13 protein-coding genes are annotated in these 20,987 nt (G+C 66.4%); all 13 read right to left on the reverse strand.

All coding sequences use genetic code 11. The annotated features are described in order from the left end of the window. Positions 1–2: 2 nt before the first annotated feature. The 13 genes from FQK05_RS05550 to FQK05_RS05610 all read right to left on the reverse strand — a co-directional run bounded on the left by FQK05_RS05550 (position 3) and on the right by FQK05_RS05610 (position 20,959). Positions 3–1,586: a formylglycine-generating enzyme family protein gene (locus FQK05_RS05550; protein WP_233270390.1), complete on the reverse strand. Its 1,584-nt coding sequence runs from the start codon at positions 1,584–1,586 to the stop codon at positions 3–5. Continuing rightward, a complete protein-coding gene (locus FQK05_RS05555) occupies positions 1,583–2,785 on the reverse strand; it encodes an ABC transporter permease (RefSeq protein WP_158964921.1) in 1,203 nt (400 codons plus the stop codon). Before FQK05_RS05555 ends, FQK05_RS05550 begins: the two co-directional genes overlap by 4 nt. Further along, positions 2,782–3,528: an ABC transporter ATP-binding protein gene (locus FQK05_RS05560; protein WP_158964922.1), complete on the reverse strand. Its 747-nt coding sequence runs from the start codon at positions 3,526–3,528 to the stop codon at positions 2,782–2,784. Before FQK05_RS05560 ends, FQK05_RS05555 begins: the two co-directional genes overlap by 4 nt. After that, the gene (locus tag FQK05_RS05565) at positions 3,525–5,453 is read right to left on the reverse strand and encodes a vWA domain-containing protein (protein WP_158964923.1); all 1,929 of its coding nucleotides are present in this window, start codon (positions 5,451–5,453) and stop codon (positions 3,525–3,527) included. The genes FQK05_RS05560 and FQK05_RS05565 overlap by 4 nt, the downstream gene beginning before the upstream one ends. Before the next feature lie 49 nt (positions 5,454–5,502). Then, the gene (locus tag FQK05_RS05570; RefSeq protein WP_158964924.1) at positions 5,503–6,576 is read right to left on the reverse strand and encodes an SEL1-like repeat protein; all 1,074 of its coding nucleotides are present in this window, start codon (positions 6,574–6,576) and stop codon (positions 5,503–5,505) included. Positions 6,577–6,604: 28 nt separating this feature from the next. Next, entirely contained in the window at positions 6,605–9,301 is a 2,697-nt protein-coding gene (locus tag FQK05_RS05575; protein ID WP_158964925.1) for a virulence factor SrfC family protein, read from the reverse strand. 10 nt (positions 9,302–9,311) lie between these two features. Next, positions 9,312–12,413: a virulence factor SrfB gene (locus FQK05_RS05580; protein WP_158964926.1), complete on the reverse strand. Its 3,102-nt coding sequence runs from the start codon at positions 12,411–12,413 to the stop codon at positions 9,312–9,314. Then, entirely contained in the window at positions 12,413–13,732 is a 1,320-nt protein-coding gene (locus FQK05_RS05585; protein ID WP_158964927.1) for a hypothetical protein, read from the reverse strand. The genes FQK05_RS05580 and FQK05_RS05585 overlap by 1 nt, the downstream gene beginning before the upstream one ends. Before the next feature lie 12 nt (positions 13,733–13,744). Next, on the reverse strand, positions 13,745–15,571 hold the full coding sequence (locus FQK05_RS05590; protein WP_158964928.1) for a S1 family peptidase: 1,827 nt from the start codon (positions 15,569–15,571) through the stop codon (positions 13,745–13,747). A 423-nt stretch (positions 15,572–15,994) separates the two neighbouring features. Continuing rightward, on the reverse strand, positions 15,995–17,422 hold the full coding sequence (locus FQK05_RS05595; RefSeq protein ID WP_233270391.1) for a peptidoglycan-binding domain-containing protein: 1,428 nt from the start codon (positions 17,420–17,422) through the stop codon (positions 15,995–15,997). A 604-nt stretch (positions 17,423–18,026) separates the two neighbouring features. Continuing rightward, positions 18,027–18,155 carry a cytochrome bd-I oxidase subunit CydX gene (gene cydX, locus FQK05_RS05600; RefSeq protein WP_158964930.1) on the reverse strand — a complete coding sequence of 43 codons (129 nt, stop codon included), beginning with the start codon at positions 18,153–18,155 and terminating at the stop codon, positions 18,027–18,029. Between the two features lie 15 nt (positions 18,156–18,170). Beyond that, on the reverse strand, positions 18,171–19,334 hold the full coding sequence (gene cydB / locus FQK05_RS05605; RefSeq protein WP_158964931.1) for a cytochrome d ubiquinol oxidase subunit II: 1,164 nt from the start codon (positions 19,332–19,334) through the stop codon (positions 18,171–18,173). Positions 19,335–19,339: 5 nt separating this feature from the next. Next, positions 19,340–20,959 carry a cytochrome ubiquinol oxidase subunit I gene (locus FQK05_RS05610; RefSeq protein ID WP_158964932.1) on the reverse strand — a complete coding sequence of 540 codons (1,620 nt, stop codon included), beginning with the start codon at positions 20,957–20,959 and terminating at the stop codon, positions 19,340–19,342. Positions 20,960–20,987 lie beyond the last annotated feature (28 nt).

The following is a 20,987-nucleotide window of genomic DNA, read 5'->3' on the forward strand; positions in this document are numbered from 1 at the left end:
GGTCAGGTCCCGTCGATGGCCATCTGCAGCAGCTGCACCTCGTCCATGTCCGGGGACTGTTCGTAAAGGGTCAGGTCTTCCCAGAAGCTGTTCACCCGTTCCATCAGCTGCGACTGCCCCGATCCGGCAAGGTCGCGGCCCAGCGTCTGGAAGGCCGCCTCGCGCTGGTCTGGGGGGATATCGTCGGCAAGCGTCTCCAGCGCGGAACGATAGGACAGAAGGTAGGTCCGCAGGTTCGACCGCAGACCGTCGATCCGTTCGTTCGTATCCATCCACTGCCGCATGAAGTCGGCCCGCTGATCGCCGATGGCCGTCTTGGCCAGGTCTCGCAGGCCCAGGGCCGCATATTGCAGGCGCGAGATTTCGGCGCTGTCCTCGACCAGCGTGTCGACGAAGGCCGCCCCGCTCAGCAGCGTGGACTTGGCCGCCTGGGCCAGCGATTCCTGCGCCTCTTCTCGCGCGCGGCGGAATTCCAGCTGCAACGCGCCAAGGGACTCCTTGCGGCGGGGGTCGACCTCTGCCTCCAGCATCATCGCAAGGGCGCCCAGCGGATCGGTACTGGCCCCGGCCTCGCCATCGGCCTCGGCGATCCATTCGCCCCGGATCCGGTCGTAATTCGCGTCCGTGACGATCTGGGCCGAGATCACGGGACGGATGCCGAAGAAGGGGCCGACAAGCGCCGATCCCGTGGCGGCGCTGAACATCGGGTATTCACGGCGCTGCGCGGTGTAGATCTGCGCCTCTTCGGTATCGATGGACCCGCCCCGCGTCACCAGCCCGCCGGTCTGGCCATGGGCGCGGCCGATGGCGTTCAGCCGGTAGGGTTCCAGCATCAGCTCTTCGGCATTGCCGTAGATGTCGTAAAGCCCCAGGGGATTCGGCTTGCGGATGCCCACGGGACGCAACTTGCCCCGCCCTTGTCCCGGCGCCTGGTAATGGGCAAAGTCCGACATCTTGCCGTCGGCATAGAACCGGCGGGCGACGAAGGTGCCTTGATCCGCCTTGATTCCGCCCCGCGCGGCGAATTCCCATTCCGGTTCGGTCGGCAATCGCAGGAACCCGGTCCGGTCCCCTTCCGACGGCATCGCGTCGCCGGCATGGGCCAGCAGCCATTCGGTATAGACCCGCATCAGGTCCACCGCCTGGAACCAGGTCAGGTCGCCCTTGGCGAACTGGTCCTTGCGGGTGAAGGGTGCGGTGCAATTGCCGGTCAGGGCGCGGTACTGCGCCTCGTTCATCTCGTACCGCGCAACATAGTAGACCGACGCGCCCGCATCGTGATCGTTGAAGGCGCCGCGCAGGTAAGTGGGCTTCAGATAGTCGGAAAAGCCCGTGTCGCTGCCGGACTGGCCCATGCGAAAGGGCCGGTCGGCCAGCGGGTTGTCCACATCCGTGGGCACCGCGACCTTCTGGAAAGCCATGCCGCCGCCGCAAGGCATCGGCAGGATCAGGTCCGCCGGGGCTGCATCCCCGATCACCGCTGCCGGGTCGATCAGTTCCGGCGGCCAGGGGTCGGCCAGCCCGGTATCCTGCGCCGCGGCGGTGGAGGCCAGCAGGCAAAATGCCATTGCGACGCTGCGGATCATGTCACCCCCTGCCGCAGCACCTCGGCCGGGTCGGTGCGCCCGGCCTGCCGCGCGGCGAAAAACGAGGCGCCGGTGACGAAGACCAGGACCAGCAGGGCGATGGTGGCGCCCTGGGCGAAGCCGAGGGAGACGAGGCCCCCCGCCTCGGTCAGGCCGCTGTCGAACAGGCGTTCGGCCACGCTGCCCGCGATCCGGAACAGGCCGAAGGAAAAGGCCAGCCCCAGCACTCCGGACGCCAGCGCCTGCACCACCGGGAACAGCCACAGCGACCGGCCGCCGATCCCCAGCAGCGCCAGCGCCGCCAGCACCTGCCGCTTGCGCGCGACCTCACCCCAGAAGCCGAAGATAAGCGCCGCCGCCAGCCCGATGCCCGCGACCGCCGTGGTGAAGAGAAGCGCCAGGTTCAGGTTCCGGCCAAGGCTCAGGATCGCCTCGACCTGGGTGGTCTGTGCTTCGGTCCGGACAGCGAATTCGCGTTCCATGCGGGCCTGAAGACCGGCCAGGCTTTGCAGGTCGCGGGCAAAGACGCGCAGCCCTTCGAAGACCGGGGCCCGCTGTTCCAGCGGACGGCCCTGGGTGATCCCGTGGTCCGGCAGGGCATAGGAATCATAGAACGCCTCGACCAGATCCAGCACGTCGATGCCGGCCAGCACGTTTCTCCCACCGGAGCGATCCGGCGGCAGGACGGCGACAACGTTCACCGTCAGCGCCAGCTGCCGCGGACGGTCGTCGGCCTGTGTGAAGATCTGGATCTGCGTTCCCGGTTCAATGGCCAACTGCTGCGCCAGCGTGGCGCTGATCGCCACGTCGTCCGGGCCCATCACCAACCCCGCCGGCAGGTTGGGATCGCCTGTGCCCGAGGGGATCAGCAGCGCATCCCGCTTTTCCCGGCCGCCGACCGGGCGGACATTGACGTAGTCGAACAGGCTGCGGGTCTTCAGCGTGACGAAGCCCGCGTCCGACCACGACCGCACGGTTTCTGCATCCGCAGCCGAGAAATTCTCGTTCCCCGCCGTATCGATCTGAAGCGTTGCCGGGTTCGACAGCAGCCGGCCGATCATCGCGTCATAGACGCCGTTCTTGACCCCGAACAGCACCAGCAAGGGCACCAGCACCCCCGCAAGGATCGCGATATTGCAGATCAGGTGGATCTTCTGATGCGCCAGATCGCGCAGGGCCAGAAGGACGACCAGCTTCATGCCTGCTCCCCCTGCATTTCCGTCAACTGGCTGACCACATGGGCCGGATCTTGCGACGGCGCCAGCTCCAGCCGGAAGCGGCGCATCGCGAAACGGTCCAAGAGGTCCAGATCGTGGGAGGAGATGGCAACGGCCGCTCCGCCCCCGCGCGCGGCGCGGATCAGCAGTTCCATCACGCCGGCGGCATTTTCGGGGTCCAGCGCGGCGGTGGGTTCGTCGGCGATCACGATATCGGGCCGGTGCGACAGCGCGCGGGCGACGGCCACGCGCTGACGCTGGCCGATGGACAGCGCATCGGGCCGCAGCCTGCGCAGACGGTCGATGCCCAGAAGCGTTTCAAGGTCTGCCTGCCAGTCCGCATCCACCCGGCCCGCGATCTTCTGGCTGAGCGAAATGTTGTCGGCGACGGACAGGAACGGCAGCAGGCCACCGGATTGCGGGACGAAGCCATAGTGCCGGCCGCGCAGCGCGGGCGCTGCGACCCGGATCCCCGGCTTCGTCCACATGGCCGCCAGGTCGACCGTTCCGCCGGGCGTCGTCAGGGCGAAGGTGCTGCCCGGATCGGGGCGGCGCAACAGGCCCAGCACCTCCAGCAACATGGTCTTGCCAGTGCCGCTTGCACCCTGGATCCCCGCAACTTCTCCGGCCGCGATCTCCAGCCTGTTGATCTCCAGCCGGAAACTGCGGTCGCTGTCCGACGCGCCGACCGAAAGGTCCGCGATGGCCAGCCGTGGCGCCGTCACGGCAGGACTTCGAAGGGCATCGCGAAGACATATTCGCCATCGGGTGCGCCTTCGTAGGGTTCTGTCCAGGCCGAAGGATCGAACAGCCACTTGCGGTACTGCGTCAGCTTCTGGCGCATCCCGTCGATGATCCCGCGCCGCATCATCGCGCTTTGCAGCCACCGGTCCTCGGTCAGTTGCAGGATCTGGCTCTTGTACGGCAGCCGCGTCAGGTATTCGAGCGACCGGCCCACGGTCTGGTCGTTCACCTCGGCCAGCCTTTGGGGGTCGGTGACCGCCTGCTGGATGACGCCCTGCACCTGGCCGAAAAAGGTCTGCATGTCGTCCGCGCCGCGCGACTGTTCGGCCAGGCCGATCAGCCGGTCCAGCACCTCCGCCATGGTCGCCATCTCGTTCTTGGAGACCAGAAGGCGGGGTTCGAAAGCCAGGGTTTGCGGCGCCTCGATGGCCTTGTCCGACACCCAGCCGGTGATCACATCCGGCGCTTTGGCCCCCGTCTTGGCGCCCAGCCACGCCAGTTCGGCAGCCTTGAACAGACCCTTCAGGTTCTCGTCGACCTCGGATTCGTCCAGCACGGCCTCTTCGCCCTGCAACGTGCGGACATGATCGGTGATCGCCGTCACCAGCCGGTTCGCGACCCCTTCGAAGGCCTGCTCCGACCCGCCTTCGATGGGGAAATAGAATTCGCGTCCGGCAAAGCGCGACAGCTGGCGATAAGCGCCGGCGGCATAGTCATGGGTGCCGGACCCGCCCGGCGTCTTCAGGTGCAGCGACATGAGCGCGATGTTGCGATCCTCGGCCTCGGCCTGAAGTTCCAGCGCGCTGATGGCGGACCGGGCATTCGGGTCGCGCACGTCCTTTGGGCCGGCATCGGTCACCAGGATCACGTACCGCGCGTTGATCGGATCGCCGTTCGTCTTCAGCTGGTCCCAGTCGATCAGGTCGATGGCATCCTCGACGCCCGCAAGGCTGTCCTCGTTGAAACCCGGCGTGCTGACGGTCGTCACCTCCGTCGCCTCTGCCAGGGCGTTCAGCACCTCGGTCTCGTCCGTGCGGCGCTTCAGGTCCGCCAGGATCTTGGTCCGATAGCCGATTTCCGGCACCGCATCGACATTGTCGCGAAAGCCCACGACGCCGAAATTGACCAACCCGCCGATATCGGTCCCCGCGATCTGGCGGACGGTGTCCTGAAGCACCTTCCGCGTCCGTTCGATATAGTTCCGCATGGACGAGGTGGTATCGAGGACAAAGACGATGCCGACGTCGAACTGGTCATCCTCGTCCACGGGATGTTCGACCGGCAGCCGTTCCTCGTCCTTGTTGATGGACGCGATCTGCATCAGCAGGATGTCTTCGTAGTTCAGCGGATGCAGGTCCTCGACGAAATCCAGGATCGGCATGACGTAAAGGCTGTCGCGGATGTTCACGTATTCCGCGGGTTCCACGCTGACCACGCCGAACTGTCCGTCCACCGTCCCGGCCGAGGCTTCGGCGACCAGCCGTTCCTCGATCGCGGCCAGGTTTTCTTCGGCCATCAGGGCCCGTAGGTCGTCTTCGGTGTCGATCACCAACTGCCGGCTGCGGCCCGCGGGGTTGGTGAAGGCGGCGATGATGTTGTGCTTCCAGTCGACGACCTGATCGTCTTTCATCCAGCCGATGGGCGGACGCGCGGCGGACGGGCCGACCTGGACCCAGCCATCCTGACGCTGAAAGACATAGAAGGGCTGGAACGCGGCATAGGCATCCAGGGCCCGCCCGCCAGGTGCATCGTAGAGGCCGGCCGCCGGACGGGTCAGGACGCGCTGGTAGACGGTGCTGGTCTCGCCCATCAGCAGGGGCGTCTGGGCCTGCGCCCCGGGCGCCGCGCCAAAGGCCCAACCGATCACGGCCAGAACGGCGGCGGCACTGCGAAGAAGGCCAGTCATGTCGTATCCCCGTTTCATTGCCGCTTCCCGGCCCGTGTCATCGTGCGCGTCATTGGCTGCAGAAGTCCTGCCTTGCGCTGCGCGACAGCGTGTCGGTGGCCTCTGCCAGGCGGGCGCAGACCTGGCCCAGCGCCTCGGCCGCGCCGACGCCGTCACCGGCATTGACCGCACGGGAATAGTATTCCGCCGCCCGCGCCGGGTTGTCCTGGAAAGTCAGGCCCATCGTCGTCTCGACCCCGTCGATCGTGACCCCGGCATCGTAGAGCTTGCCCAGTGCTGCCAGCGCGGCCGGGTCGCCCGCATCGACGCCTTGTTCCAGCAGGCCCAGCGCCGCGTCGGCCGAAATCCGGGCCCCGCAGACCCGCAGCTGTTCGATCACCGGGCCATAGCCCCGGCTGACCACCGCCGCCAGTCCGGCAACGGAACAGGGGGCGGGGGCCGGCGTTTCGGCCGCCTCTTCGGATGTGTCGAACGGCAGGGCTTCCAGCTTCCGTTCTTCGTCCCGCGTCAGGACCCAGAAGGTGGCCGCGGCTGCCAGCAACACCAGGACCACAAGCCCGGTGATCAGGCCCCATTTCCTGCCACCCCCGGTTTCCGGTGCGGGCGGTGCGGATCTCTTGGGCGTAACCGGCGCAGCGGGACGCGGCGGAGGAGGCGGTGGCGGAGGTACAGGCACCTCTTCCTTGCGGTCCTCGCCCTGCGGGTCTTCGGGCTTCGGCTCTTCCTTGGCCTTGCCGACCAGGGTCGGGCCCTTGGCCGCGCCCGGTTTCGGCGGCGTGGCATGGACACCGCCGACAGTCGCGGCGGGCGGGCCCTGCTTGATGTCGTCGGGCCAGCTGACCTCGAACTCCCGGCCACCGATTTCGATCACCAGGGCGGTGTATTCCTCGACCTGGTTCACGATCTCGGTGCCGACGATGAATTCCAGGCGGTCGCCGGCAGGGCGCAGGGCATAGGGCCCGAAATAGGCCTTTTCCGACTGCCAGCCGTCTGCGCCCAGATACTTGTCGTTGAAGCTGTTGCGCAGCGTGATGCCGACCGTGTCGCCGGTGGCGGCCCCCGCATCGATGCCGATGCAGGCATAGCCGCCCAGCGGATGGTCGGGATCTGGTCGAATGATCATCGCTGCCCTGCCCCCGTCAGTTGCCCAGTCAATTGCCAAGCCCGTTCAGGATCTGCCCGATCCGCTGGTTCTGTTCGATGTTGATCGCGCCGGAACTGCCGTCCATCGCATTGCCGACGAACAGCGCCTCCAGCGTGAAGACCCAGTCGGACCAGGTATCGACATGCGCCGCCCGTGCCGTGGCCGGCAGCGTGTCCGCCCGGTCGTGGGCCGCAGCCTTCGGGAACACCGGCCGCGTCCCGCCATCGGGCAGCGGGATCACCGGCCGTTCGGCCGGATCCATATCGTCGGCCCCCAGCGTGGTAACGAAGCGGTTGATCGCCTCGGAACAGACGACGGCCCCCGGTGCCGCCTGCTTGTCCATGGTCAGGCCATAGCCGATTTCCCGCAGCACGCCCATCATCCGCTCGCGGCACTTCAGGCGCTGGAAGCCCTGCGCCATCTCGCCCATCAGGGTCGAGATCAGTTCCGAGGTCAGGTGGAACACCGCCAGCCGGTGCTCGTCGTCGCGCAGCCGGCCCAGCGTGTCCATCCATACGTCGATGGCGCCGTCGGCCTGGAAGGCCTCGGGTGTCATGGTGCGGATGCGGGTGGCCGGATCGTCCTGCGGCGCGGGCGCAGCGGCGGGTTCCGGCCGGGCCGGGGCGCCAGGTCGCAGGGGCGCACCCGGCCGCGCCGGGGCCCCCGGACGGACAGGCGCACCGGGCCGGATCGGCGCGCTGGTCCCGGCGGCGCCCATGGTGCGGACGTCCTCGGTCTGGGTCACGCTGGTCAGCCTGACCCACGGATCCACCCGGGAAATCCGATCCTGGATCAGGTCCTGATCGACGCAGAGCGCGTGCAGCAGCGCCCCGAAACGGTGGCCCTGCAGCGTCAGTTCCAACCGGTCGATGATCTGACCCGCAAGGGCGCGCTTTTCTTCGACCCGTTTCTCGATATCGTCCGAGACGTGAAAGCCGGCCAGCTCTGCCAGAAGCGAGGAGGCCACGGATTCAACCTGGTTCGCGATCTGGCGCAGCTTGCTTTCCGGCTTGCAGACCAGCGTCAGCTGTTCGGTCAGATAGCCCACACCGCCATCGTTCAACGTCAGCGCCGCGTCCCAGGCGCGTTCCGGCTCCTTGAAATGGGCCTGAACGGACGGCGTGGCCAGGCAACCCGCCTTCAGTTCGCCGACACGGTCCACCTTTTCGGGGCGGATCTCGCGCTCCGTCTCGTCCTCGTTGTAATTGATCAGACCTTCGACGAAATAGTTCGGGTTCCGCAGCCAGTAACAGTTCCGGAACGGCGCGGTGTCGGTCCACCTGTGAACCCAGTTGTCCGACACCTTGCCGAAGCCCTTCAGCAGCGACGCATCCATCCGCCGTTCGAACCGTTCGGACGCCGTCCCGCCGGACGCGCTGTCCCCCAGATGCTTGTCGAACTTCGTCATCACGAAGAACAGGATGCAGTCATTCCTGGCCCGCTCGGCCGGGGTGGCGCCGTGGGTCATCTCGATCCAATTGTCGACCAGTCCCGGCAGGCTCAGCGTTTCCATGTTGCTGTCCGGCACGCAGAGCAGCATGGACGTGATTTCCTGGTTCGCCACATACCGGTCGAAAAGGTACGACACCTTCCCCCGCAAGAGCATGTTGGTCACAGCTTCTTCGGGCTTTTCCAGCGTCTTGGCCAGGGGCAGTTCGAACCGGTTGCGGGCGCCGGGAAAATCCAGCAGGTCGGTTTCGGCAAAGAAATCCGACGGCTGTTCCATCATCGGGAACACCAGTTCGGCCGCCAGCGCGCAGATCACCGCGCGGTTCAGGCTGGCGACCTTGCCGGCAGCAGTCCGGATCGTCAGCTGATCCTGATCTTCCGGCTGGAACAGGCCCTGCAGCGTGTTCACGTCGATGATCGACGTCTCGCGCGGTTGCAGCGCGTCCAGCCCGGCATAGATCACCTCGGCATGATCGATCCGCGCCAGCGCGGAGGCAAGTTTCACGTAAAGATCCGTCAGTTCCTGATAGCCACCCCAGAGGATCGACAGGAACGCGCCCCGGTCGGCCACAGACATGCGCGGCGCCAGATAGGCGGCGTCGTCCCAGAACCCCTTCAGACCCGCGGCATAGGCGGTTTTTCCGAAGGTCTGCTCGACATATTCAGCGATCTCGTAGATGTCCTCGAAGGACAGGCCCCAAACCTCCGGGCCGCCTGCCTTGCCAGAATGGGTCGCAAAATGCGCCTTCAGGTTTTCGGCATCGGGGGGCGCTTCCGATTGGTCCCCGTCCTCGAAGAAGCTGTTGACGATGGTCCGGGCGATATCCGCCTCGGTCAGCAGGTTCAGCTTGATGGGGAATCCGTCCGGCGTCGGGTCCTTGCTCATGGTGAACCGGGTCACCAGCCCTGTGCTTTCGCCGTCGCCCGCCGGGTTGATCTGGCTGATGTAATCCAGCGTCCCGCCCGGACCCTGGAAATCCGCCACCAGCCGCCCGTCCTTCGGCCGTGCCAGGACCGAGACCAGGAAGGACTTGCCCGCCTGGCTGGGTCCGAAAACGCTGACGCTCATCTTGGTCTTGGCAGATTTCGACAGCCGTTCAGCCCGCCGCGCGCCCTTGCGCAAAAGCTTCGACAGCTCCTTCCTGCGGGCCGAGACCTTTTCGGCATTCTCGTCGTCATTGATCCAGGCCAGCGCCTCGCGTGAGAGGCGGGCGATGTCGTCGCAGCGGGCGGCAAGCCGTTCCTGTGCTGTCATGCTGTCCCCCTCAGAACCTGAACACGCCGGCGTCAAGCCAGTAATCATCCTCGAACCCCAGCGTGTGCAGGGTCAGGGACACATCGCTGCGCTTCATCGCGTCGTCCTCGCCATCCGTCACCTCGCCCACGTCGAAAGCCTCCTGCATCGCTTCTCGGCGCAGCTTGGCCTCGGAATCCTGACGTTCGTCGTCGTCGTCGAATTCGGTCCGTATCAGTTCCACCTTGATGGGCGGCGGTCGCGAATGGGCGTTCGTGTTGGCAAAGTCCAGCCGGTAGAGCGGCGTCGTCGTCCAGCGTTCCAGCGGCAACTGGCGCGAGCCGATGTAGACGGGCGAGAAGATGTTGACGATCGCCGTCTCGCCCCCGCCGGGCTTGTCGGTGTCGATATCGGCGAACAGCACCTTGTCGGCCACGATCTGGCCGTTGCTGTCCATCTCGCCGATATAGCGCGCGGTCGACCGCATCTGGAAAGCGCCGGTGAAGACCTTGAAGTTCGGGATCCGGTTTTCCGACAGCGCGATCAGCATCCCGCCCACGGCCACGGTGCTTTTCGGGTCGCCGATCTTCTGCGTGACCGGATCGCGGAACGGATACCAGCGCCCGGTCTTGTAGGCATGCATCGAAATCAGCCGGTGCGGCGGGACGACCATCATCTCCTCGACAATGGACCGCACCGCCGGCAGGCGCGACGGCCGGCCGGTCAGCAGCACGATGTCGACGCCCAGATGGTCGATCACCTCGCAGAGATTGCCCAGGACCTTCTGGAACACCTCGCGGCTGATTGCGTCCACCTCCTCTCGCGTGGTGGCGACCACGACATCCGCCAGACGCCAGTCCTGGGCGCCGACAGCCCGCGCCGCGTCCTCGATATAGGCCACGACGCCGGCGCTGACCTTCAGGTCCACCGGCGGCGCGGGCTGGTCTTCGCCCCCCGCTTCGTCCGCCTGCGGCCGGTGGGCGCCAAGGATGTCGGCCACGGCCAGGTCGAAGCGTTCGAATTCCCCGGACTTCTCGCAATGTTGGATGACAGCCTCGGCCAGCGGCACCAGAACCCGGATCGCGAACTGTCGCCGGCGCTGGACCGATTGCTGGTCCTGACCGCCCATGTCGCCACCGAAAAGCTCGCGCAGCTTCTCGGCCACGTAGCGTCCGCCCGCAGCTTCGATCGTGGACTGGATCCGCGGTAGGATGATCGCGCTGATCACCCGGTGGATCAGGTCGTCGCCCGCCACGCGGAACCCTTCGCGGAAAGTCTGTTCCGGGTGCAGGACGCGGTTCGCCTCGCCCCGGTAGGTCGTGATCATCAGGTCGGTCGTGCCGCCGCCGATGTCGATGCAGGCAAGCCTGAGCGACGGTTCCATCTGCCCTTGGGCGTTGGGACGTTCCCGTCCCTTCAGTTTCAGGAAGGTGTCGATGCGCCCGTCGAATTTCTGCGTCACCTCGCTGTAGAGATAGACCAGCTGGGTGCACGATGCCTCATCCCAGTCGACGAAGGACTTGGGCCGTTCGGCTTCCGCCATCCCCAGCACGTCGCAGACCAGTTTCAGCGCGCCCTCGGTGCGGGACCGGATGATCGCCTGTTCCTGCACGGACGTGGCCGTCGGCATCGACAGGATCACCCGCTTCAGCCGCCGCGGCAGGTCGCTTTGCGCACGGCGCGACCGCAGGGCAGGGTCGTTGATCTGGACGAAGGCATGGGCGATGATTTCGGCCATCGCAAAACCGAACATGGACGACCGCGAAAACCGCGGCCGGATCGCCCGCTGGGTGGATGTCGTGCCCCGCCGGCGGAGGCGCTGATCTTCCTCGTATTCCACCTGGGCGATGACGTCCCCGGCCTCGTTCAGGTGGCGCATCGCGGCGCGGACCGATTTCGGCAGGTTGTTCGGATCGTCGTGGTTGTGGAACCGCCAGTCCTGTTTCGACGCCGCATCGTCCCACAGGTAACGCTTGGGTGACGACAGGCCGGACAAGGTTTCCGTCCCCTCTTCGCCTTGCGTCAGACGCACGGCTTCGGGCCCGATGCGGACAAAGCTGGGCCACAGAAAGGCGTTCCGGCGGCCCGACCGGCTGGCATAGCGGTCGTTGCCCAACTTCAGTTCCGCGAATTCCGCCCGGCTGGGGAACAGGCCCGAGTAATAGAATTCCGGCTTCGACAGGTCCCGGATCGCCAGCGGATAGGACCGCGCCAGATCCACCCGGGATTCGCCCGGGAAGCTTTCGATCAGGATGCCGCAGGTCCGGCTGTTGCCCACGTCCAGCACCAGGTCGACGTCCACTGGCGCCACGGCGTCACGCGCCGACACGGTGTTGACAAAGCGCATCTTGGGCGGCTTCGCGACCTTCTGGATCAGGTTCAGATAGGCCAGGTAGCGCGCCCAGTGTTCGAACAGGTAGGGCAGCTTGTCTTCGGAAAACAGCCGCGTCGGGTTCTGCGCGCGCTTGTAGCCTATGAAGACGTCCTTCAGCCAGTCCGACACCCACAACTGCAGGTCCAGGACGTTCCCGTCCTCGTCCGTTTCCAGCCGGCGCAGGAACCAGTCCATGTCATAGGGATCGGACACCAGCCGGAATTCGCGCTGCTTTTCCGCGTCGCCGCTTTCGGGCGCCAGGTAGTGGTCGCCCTGTTCCCCCGCCATCAGCGTCGTGTCCAGCGCCAGCTGCACCCGGTGGGTGTGCCCCGTCGCAGGATCGGGTTCGTCCAGTTCCACGGTCCGCAGCCGCGCCCAGCTGCTGGGACCCGGATCGAACCGTTCCTCGCCGCTGGGGCCCCGCTGGCTTTTCAGCCGCAGGACCGGAACCGGCACCCATTTTTCCAGGTAGGGTTCAAGCGCGGCGACGGGGCGGATCGAATATTCCTCGTCGTCCCGCTGCATCCGGTTCAGGACCTCGGCATCGCGTTCCGCATCGCCGCTGAGCGGCTGCAGGCTGCGTTCCGGCACGCCATCGTTTTCGCCGGTGGTGCGTTCGATGAACTTTGACGGCTTCAGATCGATGTCATGCAGGTTGAACCCGAAATCCAGGATCTGGATGCCGGAAAACGGGACCAGCGTGATCTCGTCCTTGAACTCGACCAATGGCCGCAAGCGGCTTGCCTGTGCGCCCAGCATCAGTTGCTCCCGAACTTGTAGGTGTTGCGCCATTCGGTGCTGCGCCCCGAAACCGCGCCTTCCAGGATCTGCGTCTTGTCACCATCGCGGACCAGCACCTGGAATTTCTGTTCCGCCCCGTCCCGGCGCGATGTCGGCATCGTCACCCGGATGCCATAGTCGCCTGGTGCGGGAGAGGTGAAGAAGATGTTTTCCACCGGCTCGGGCGACGGCGCGCCCACCCCGGTGTCGATGTCCACGACACCGTTGCAGGCCGACCGGATACCCCAGAACAGGCGGCCGCCATCGGGGCAGTTGACTTCCAGGTCCAGGTCGTCCGGCCCGTCCCAGATCAGCGAGAATGTCAGGTCGCCCACCTTGGCCCCGGCCCGGTCCAGCCGGTTGTCGATGACACCCACGTCTTCCTGCGGCACCGGCGTCTCCTCGGCCATGCGGGGCGGCAGGAAGGGCGGGATGTCGGGCTGCGGCTGGCAGGCGCGGTCGGTGATCGCGATCTCGCGCTCGATCATCGCGATCTCGTCCCGCAGCAGCATCGTGTACCGCTGCTCGGCCGAGGCTTCGTCCTGGATGCCCGGGCAGAAGTTCGGCAGGCCCGGGATCCGCACCGCGCAGGGCGCGATCATAAGCGCAAGGATGATCGCGATCAGGATCGCCAGCAGCAGCCAGCCCAGCCAGTACAGCCACCACCAGAAGGGCGACGGCCCGGCCGCCGTGCGGCGCTCGTCTTCCTCGACCTGTCGCCGGGCTGCATCCTCTGCCGCCAGGGTCGCATCTTCACGGGCCTTCGCCTGCGCGGCGGCAGCCGCCGCCGCTGCAGCGGCCGCTGCGGCCGCAACACGCGTGTCCACGCCGCTCAGCACGCCCCGGACGGCATTCTGCCGGTCTTCGACCCAGGCCCAGTTGACCAGGACCGGATCGGCCGCCCCGTCGGGTGCGATCACGGCATAGATGCTGTCCTCGTTCGGGATCTCCAGCGCATTCAACAGCGCCTCGGCCAGGCGCAGGCTGTCATTGGCGGGCTGATCGCCGGCCTGAAGCGCCTGGGCCTCGGCCCGGATCCGGCCCACCAGGTCGGCCAGCCGCGCCCGCAGGGCGGTCTGCCGGTCCTGGTCCAACTGCGCCAGCGGCACGGCACGGCCCGGCCGTTCGGTGTACCAGTCGACCGTGTCGCCATAGTCCGACATCACCGGCTCGGCAAAGATCCCGGCCGCCTCGGCGTCGCGCAGCGCATTCACGATCAGTTCGTAGGACCGCTGCGGCGCAGTGCCCAAAGGTTTCAGCCCTTCGGTCGACGTCGTGGCTATGAACAGGTTCTCCACGCCGGCCCCTTGTCAGTCTTTGATCTTGGGCAGGGCAAGCGGCGGCAGGTCCGCGGGCACGTCGTCAGCAGCATCTGCCTGGGCCACGGCGCGCTTCACCCGCGGCGCGCATTGCGAGGTGACGACCGTGGGCACCGCCGGCGTCCCTTCCAGGAAATCGACCAGGTCGGCGCCCGACAGGGCGAAGTTCAGGTTCCGCAGGGGACCCTGGACGACGAAGGTGTTCACCCCGATCAGCCGGCCGCACATGTCGATCAGCGGCCCGCCGGAATTGCCGGTGGAAATCGGCGCGGAATGGACCAGAACCTCGCTGCCGATGCCCATCTGCTGTTCGGCGCTGATGGTGCCGTCGGTCACCGCCAGATTCGGCACCGCATCCAGGTTGCCGCTGCGCAGCGCGCGGAACTGGCTGTCGGTCTTCAGGAGATCGCCCGGGTAACCGGCGGCAATCACCGATTGCAGGCGCTGGCTGGCCTGCGCGGAATGGATCTGGAACGCCGGCTGGTTCGCCCCTTCCACCCGCAGCAACGCGAAATCGCCGCCCGTCGCGGGCAGCGGTCCCAGCGCCTTCAGAAGCTCTGCCGGTTTCAGCGAGGCAAGCGCGGGATTCGTGACATAGATCCCGCCCTCGCCCGCGTTTTCGACCACGTGGTAGTTCGTGACCAGCAGATCCGGCCCGACGAAGAACCCGGTGCCGACCGACAAGCCGCCGGCGCCCTGCACCAGCACCATGGCCGTCCGCCGCTCGATATGATCCAGAAGCGAGGTCGTAGCGCCCCCCGCACTGGCGACCTGTGTCCGCTCGGCCCCCGGGGGGACCAGCGACGGCACCCGTGCGTCCTGGATCATGCCGGGACCGGTTGCCGGGTCCAGGTCGTTGGGCGGCAGCAGGCCTTCGATGGTCACGCCATCGGGCATCAGCAGCGTGCCGTCCCGCAGGCACATGGCCCCGTCCAGTGCAGCGCGGAGGGTCTGCACGCGTTCTTCCAGCGTGCGGTTGACCTGTTCCGACAGGATCACCGCCTCTTCCGGGTCGGAAAAGCCTGCGCGGTGTTCCGGGAAGATCCGGTTGCCCGGGATCATCAGCCAGGCCAGGAACCCGCCCGCCAGAAGCAACAGGATCACCAGCGGGACCCACGCGCCCACCGGCACCCCGAGCCGTTCGCGGGGCGGCAAAGGTGGCGGCGTCGGAGGTGCCGCCTTGGGCGCATCCTGCGCTGCGGCAGAGCGGGTGCTTGCGGCCGTTGCCCCGGCAACCCCAGCCGCGACTGCGGCCCTTGGCGCTGCTGTCCCCGCGTCGATGGGCCCGGTTTCGTCCCGTTCGGCCTCCGTCAGCGGCGGCGCCACGGACAGGGGCAGGAAACGGCCCAGCGTCCGGCCATAATGCACGGTACGGCTGGCCGGGTCGCAGGCCATGCCCGCAGGCAGCATGCCCCAGTTCAGCAGGACCGGCTGGCCGCCGACCACCCAGATGTCGTCGGGGTCCTTCACGTGGAAGGCCGCGGCCACCAGCGATCCGACCTCTGGATCGTGCACCAGGGGCTCGATCTCCTTCAACCGGGCGGACAGCGTCTCCGTCACGCCCGACTGGGCGGCGGCCGGGAGGCGGCCGAAAGGCTGACCGGTGCCCGGGACATCGGAATACCAGGAAACGCTGGGGGCCACGTTGTCGTTGCCCCGGCTCAGCAGCGGTTCGGCGAAAAGGCGCGCGGCCTCGGGTCCGACCCGGGCCTTCAGCGCCTCGGCCAATGCCGGATAGGCATCCAACGCCAGGCCGTCGCCGAATGGCAGGCACTGGCCAAGATCGATCCGGTTCTTGGTCAGGAAATTGTCAGCCATCGCCCCGCCCCACTGGTTTCACCACGCGCCGGCTCGAAGAAATGGCTGGCCGGCGTGACCGTTCTTCGTCCCGTTCCCGTGCAGGAGAGGGGGCCCTTCGGCCCGTCCCGGCCCGCGGCCCGTCCGGCGTCCCTGTCGTCACCCGGTGGACGATCGCGGAAACCAACAACCGAAGACCCGGGCGTGACACCGGAAACCACTCTTTGCGGGGCCCAATAAATGAGACTTGCCCCAACAGGTCAACCGAATAACGGACCAGAAACATTGAACAGATTGGCCAGGAACGGGGCAGTATCGGGCGGCGGTATGCCGGGACGCCGGCGGCCTTTCCCCGGGCGCGGAAGACCGAAACGGCGGACATGAAAAGACCGGGGACAGCTGCCCCCGGTCCGAATGGCATCGCACGCATCGCGGTCGGGACGATCAGTTGCCGCCCAGGTTCAACGGTGGCAGGATCTGGCTGGCCGCGGGCATGGCGGTGGCCTGCTGGCCATCGGCCTGCACCGCGGCGCGGATGATCGCGGCGCGCTGGATCGACTGGCTGGGCAGGACCGCTGGCGGCTGGTTGCTGTCCAGCGCATCCAGGCCCGCGACATACCAGGTGTTCGCGGCCGTCGGATTGACCCCGGCGCCGAAACCGTTGCGCAGATGGTGGCCCACCATTTCCGCATAGGGCGCGCGGCCCGCGCCCATCAGCACCATGGCCCCGGCCAGCGCCATATCGGCGTCGTTCTCGCGATAGCCAAGACCCAGGCACAGCTCTCCGTACTGCGCGGCGGCGGCCGGATCGGTCAGCCCCAGCGCGGAGGCCGAGATGCCCTTCGCCTCGGCCGCGATGGCCGCCGGATCCTTGGAGGCGAGGTTGGCCACGACAGGCTCCATCGCGGTCTGAACGGTGCCGCAGGCCTGCACCAGCTGATCCTCGGTCGCGCGGGCGCTGCCCAGTATGGTCTGGACGCGCCCCATCAGGAAGGTCCGGGCGTCACAGAACTGTTCGTTCAGTGCCTGGTCCGGATCGGTCATGTTGGCGGCCATGATCTGCTGGCCATTGGTCTGGGTGGTCAGCTTCGCAAAGTCGCAATGGTCCTGCATGGACGCGGCGACCTCTCCGACCTGGCCGATCTGGGGCAGCGGCGCCAGCGCACCGGCGCCGGTCGCGATACCTCCCACCTGGCCCGCCGTCGGGCGCGGCGCCATTGCGCCGTTGCCCTGCAGAGCGGCCCCCTGGCCGGCCATGTTCTGAAGCGGCTGCTGCTGTTGCGGCTGGGCGGCGGCATATTGCGGCTGCACGTTCCCATAGCCGTTCTGGTTGCGATAGCGCTGGTTATAGTAGTTGGGATCCGCCGTTGCGCGCACCAGACCCTGCGGCCCCTCGGCCTGATACAGGCCCGGATAGGTGCTGTTGTGCATGCCGGTCTTGTAGGAGTTGTGGGCCCCCAGCAGCATCTGCTGTTCATAGGGCGTCAGGGTCCCTGTCACCGGATAGCCCATGGAGGCCTGGAAGTTGCTGACACCGGACCGGGTCTTGGCGCCATAGACGCCATCGGCGCCGCCCACCGGGAAACCGAAATCGTTCAGGGCCGACTGCACCGCGGCGCGCTGCTGGCGTTCGGCCGACCAGGGCTGCGGCGCCCGCGGCGCGGCGGCACGCGTGGTCGCCTGTGGCTGCGGCTGCGGCTGGGTCTTGCGCTTGCAGTTGCCGGTCGCCCCGCAATAGATCGCGCCAGCCGCGACGGCGCCCGCGATGATCTTGACCGCATCGTTGGCAGAAGCGGTGTTTGCAGTCGCCGTCATCGACAGGGCAGCCACGCCCGCGACGAGCATTTTCTTCCCGGCTCCGTAGAACTTCATCGTGACCTCCAAGATCTGCATCGCCCTGCCTGTACCCGGTGCACCCTGCGGCACGGCGTCAGATTATCAAATTCCGTGACCGGCCGCTCCAACCTGCTGTCCCCTGCCGACCTAGCGCCCGTCGATTCGATCCGAACCTATCAACAATCCCTGCTTTTTTCATCTTCGATGGCCCGGCAGGGCATGGCCGATCATGGCCGGGAAAGCCGGAACCGACCTGTACCGAGAGGAACAATCAATGGCCTGACCACGATGGCAGCTTGTATCCGATCGGACAAGAACACGTCATGCGGACAAAACATGCCATTTTCGACGCTTTGTCCGAAGTGCCGCCGACATCCCGGCGAAATGGCATGGCGCCGCGACACCCCGATTGTTCCGGGCATTCTTCGGTTGATCGCAGGTGTTTCCGTAGCGGTCTCCGGCAGTTTCAGTTCCGTCTGCGACTTCCACGAACAGCCGCGGATTTTCCGTCGCCGGTTCCGGCGTCACAAAAAAGTGTGGCCGGCGCCGGGCCGGCGACATCTGCTGTCACCGGGCCGGCGCCGGCCGGAACGGCACATCCGTGCCGCGGATCGGATCGTCGCGGACGGGGGGGGGCGGATCACTCCGCCGCCGGGTTGTCCCCTTCGTCGGCCAGGAACGCGTCAGTGCGCATTTCCAGCCAGATCGCGTTCAGGACGGCAAACAGCGCCGCCAGCGGCAGGCCCAGAAGCCAGGCGAAATACCACATGCGGGATCTCCTTCCTTAATAGACGGTGTCGGCGTTATCGGTGACGTGCTCCTCGGTCACCTTGCCCCAGAGCACTTTGTAGACCCAGGCCGTGTAGGCCAGGATCAGCGGCATGAAGATCACCGCCGAGACCAGCATGATGAACAGCGTCTTGTGAGAGCTGGAGGCGTCCCAGACGGTCAGCGAACTGTTCGGGTCCACGGTCGACGGCAGGATGAACGGGAACATGGTCAGCCCGACGCTGGAGATGATACCGACAATGCTGAGCTGACCGGCCAGCAGGGTCGTAACCTCGCGCCCGGCGCGCAGGCCCAGGACACACAGGCCGATACCGGCAAAGGCCAGCACGGGCGCAATCAGGATCCAGGGCCGGTCGACATAGGCCGCCAGCCAGGTGCCGCCACGGGCAACCTCGCTCAGCAGCGGGTTCGACGGGCCGTCGGCCACGACCTCGCCCACGAGGTGATAGCCCTTGACGCCGACCAGCAGCCACAGGCCGGCCAGCAGGTAGCTGCCAGCGGCCGCGGCACCGGCCAGCGTGCCGATCCGGCGCGCGCGTTCGGCGATCACGCCTTCGGTCTTCAGGCCCAACCAGGCGGCGCCCAGCATGACCAGCATCGACAGGCTGACGACCCCCGACAGCAGCGCGAAGGGCCGCAGCAGACCAAAGAGCTTGCCCAGCGTGCTGCCGTCATAGATCGGCATCAGCGACGGCGTCAGATGGAAAGGCACGCCCAGAAGGACATTGCCCACCGCCACGCCGAACAGCAGCGCCGGAACGGCCCCGCCGACGAACAGCGCCTTGTCCCAGGCGGCACGCCATTTCGGGTCGTCCCGCTTGGACCGGTACTTGAAGCCCACCGGCCGCAGGATCAGCGACGCGAGCACAAGGAACATCGCCAGGTAGAAGCCGGAAAAGCTGACCGCGTAGAGCGGCGGCCAGGCGGCAAAGATCGCACCGCCCCCCAGGATGAACCAGACCTGGTTGCCTTCCCAGACCGGGCCGATGGTGTTGATCACCACGCGGCGTTCCGTATCGGTCTTGGCCACGAAGGGCAGCAGCGCGCCGACCCCCATGTCGAAGCCGTCGGTGACGGCAAAGCCGATCAGCAGGACGCCCAGAAGCACCCACCAGATGACGCGCAGCGTGTCGTAGTCGATGAAGTTGGAAAGAACCATGTCCGTCACTCCGCCTGGATTGCCGCTTCGGAAATCGGATCGTCCGCGCGCCCGGCCCGGAGCCGTCGCGTGTGACGTTCCATCCAGGCCTCTGTTTCCTCGACATCCTGGTGCGGGCCCTTGCGGATGTATTTCACCATCAGTCCGATCTCGACGATGAAGAGGGCGGTGTAGAAGATGACAAAGCCCGCCAGCGTGATCAGCAGGTCCCAGACCCCAAGATGCGAGACCGACAGCGCCGTGGGCAGAACCCCGTCGACCGTCCAGGGCTGACGCCCGTATTCGGCGACAAGCCAGCCCATTTCAGCCGCAATCCACGGTGTCGGGATCGCCGCCACCGCGAAGTACAGCGACCAACGCGGGAACTGCATCCTGTAGAACGAGGCGCGGACGAAGAAGAAGATCATCACTGCGATGAACATGAAGCCAAGACCGACCATGATCCGGAACGCCCAGAAGATCGGGAAGACGCCCGGCACGGTATCGGCCGCCGCCAGCGCGATCTGGTCGTCCGTCGCGGTCCGCGGATCGTCGACGTAAGGCAGCAGCAGGTAGGCATAGCCCAGGTCTTCCGAATACCGGTCGAAGGTGGCGCGCACATCGGCCGGCGTGTCGGCGCCCTGTTCGCGGATCGTCATCAGCGCATCATAGGCGATGGTGCCGGTCCGGATCTTCTGGTTCGCCTCTTCGACCAGCTGGTCGATGCCTTCGATCGGGCGGGTCAGCGACCGGGTGCCGATCAGGCCCATGACATAGGGGATCTCGACCGCGTAATGCGTTTCATGCGTTTCCTGGTCGGGAATGCCGAACAGGGTGAAGGACGCGGGCGCCGGTTCGGTTTCCCACATCGCCTCGATCGCGGCCATCTTCATCTTCTGGTTCTGGCCGGCGTCATACCCGGATTCGTCCCCCAGAACGACGACCGACAGGGCCGAGGCCAGACCGAAGGCGGACGCCACCGCGATGGACCGCCGCGCCAGATCGGTATGCCGCCGCTGGATCAGGTACAGCGCCGAGACGCCCAGCACGAAGACGCTGGCCGTGACGTAACCGGCCGACACGGTGTGCACGAACTTGGCCTGCGCAACCGGGTTGAACAGCACCTCGTAGAACGAGGTCATCTCCATCCGCATGGTGTCGGGGTTGAACTTGGCCCCGACCGGGTTCTGCATCCAGCCATTGGCGATCAGGATCCAGAGCGCCGAGAAGTTCGACCCCAAGGCGACCAGCCAGGCCACGACCATGTGCTGGACCTTCGACAGCCGGTCCCAGCCGAAGAAGAACAGGCCCACGAAGGTCGCTTCCAGGAAGAAGGCCATCAGGCCCTCGATCGCCAGGGGCGCCCCGAAGATGTCGCCGACATAATGGCTGTAGTAGCTCCAGTTCATGCCGAACTGGAATTCCATTGTAATGCCGGTGGCGACCCCAAGGACGAAGTTGATCCCGAAGAGCGTGCCCCAGAACTTGGTCATCTGGCGCCATATCGGACGGCCGGTCATGACATAGACCGTCTCCATCGTCGCCACGAGAACCGACAGACCGAGAGTCAGCGGAACGAACAGAAAGTGGTACATGGCTGTCATGGCAAATTGCAGCCGCGACAGCTCGACAACGCCTATCTCCATCGGAGGGCTCCTTTGTCTGCGGACATGC

The organism is Chachezhania sediminis (assembly GCF_009765275.1).
Lineage (GTDB): Bacteria > Pseudomonadota > Alphaproteobacteria > Rhodobacterales > Rhodobacteraceae > Chachezhania > Chachezhania sediminis.

Coding starts and splice junctions, on each gene's coding strand:
- FQK05_RS05595 (WP_233270391.1), bottom strand. CDS start 17,422: ATGAAGTTCTACGGAGCCGGGAAGAAAATGCTCGTCGCGGGCGTGGCT.
- FQK05_RS05555 (WP_158964921.1), bottom strand. CDS start 2,785: ATGAAGCTGGTCGTCCTTCTGGCCCTGCGCGATCTGGCGCATCAGAAG.
- FQK05_RS05565 (WP_158964923.1), bottom strand. CDS start 5,453: ATGACTGGCCTTCTTCGCAGTGCCGCCGCCGTTCTGGCCGTGATCGGT.
- cydB (WP_158964931.1), bottom strand. CDS start 19,334: ATGGTTCTTTCCAACTTCATCGACTACGACACGCTGCGCGTCATCTGG.
- FQK05_RS05590 (WP_158964928.1), bottom strand. CDS start 15,571: ATGGCTGACAATTTCCTGACCAAGAACCGGATCGATCTTGGCCAGTGC.
- cydX (WP_158964930.1), bottom strand. CDS start 18,155: ATGTGGTATTTCGCCTGGCTTCTGGGCCTGCCGCTGGCGGCGCTGTTT.
- FQK05_RS05570 (WP_158964924.1), bottom strand. CDS start 6,576: ATGATCATTCGACCAGATCCCGACCATCCGCTGGGCGGCTATGCCTGC.
- FQK05_RS05575 (WP_158964925.1), bottom strand. CDS start 9,301: ATGACAGCACAGGAACGGCTTGCCGCCCGCTGCGACGACATCGCCCGC.
- FQK05_RS05610 (WP_158964932.1), bottom strand. CDS start 20,959: ATGGAGATAGGCGTTGTCGAGCTGTCGCGGCTGCAATTTGCCATGACA.
- FQK05_RS05550 (WP_233270390.1), bottom strand. CDS start 1,586: ATGATCCGCAGCGTCGCAATGGCATTTTGCCTGCTGGCCTCCACCGCC.
- FQK05_RS05580 (WP_158964926.1), bottom strand. CDS start 12,413: ATGCTGGGCGCACAGGCAAGCCGCTTGCGGCCATTGGTCGAGTTCAAG.